Genomic DNA, 300 nt, shown 5'->3' with positions numbered 1-300 from the left:
AAATAGTGTTAACTGAATAGCGTAGAATTTTTGAAATCTTCGTGCTATTTGTTATTCCCAATCTGATTACAGCAAATATTCTTAGTTCTGTATTTAGGCTTTGTTCTTCTTTTAATATTATTTGCTCATCATCTTTAAGAAGGTTATTAACTTCATTAACAAAGTTAGGGTATATGTGTAAGAAAGATTTATCGAAATTTTCGTAGAATAGATTAAGTTCGTTATCAATAAGTTGTTTTGATTTGGTGAGTTCTAATAATGCTTTTGTTTTATTTGAAACAATAGACTTTCTCACCATTT

General features: G+C 27.0%; 1 protein-coding gene. It reads right to left on the bottom strand.

Going from position 1 to position 300, the window contains the following annotated elements; translation table 11 throughout:
* Window positions 1-300, bottom strand: a 300-nt coding sequence (locus EYD45_RS16890) for a DUF6377 domain-containing protein (protein ID WP_233702703.1), incomplete at both ends; no start/stop codon positions are given.

Origin of the sequence: Hyunsoonleella flava, from assembly GCF_004310325.1 — a bacterium.
GTDB classification, from domain to species: Bacteria; Bacteroidota; Bacteroidia; order Flavobacteriales; family Flavobacteriaceae; genus Jejuia; species Jejuia flava.
The sequence above is the reverse complement of the archived record's forward strand: the minus strand, read 5'-3'. Positions and strand labels throughout refer to the sequence as shown.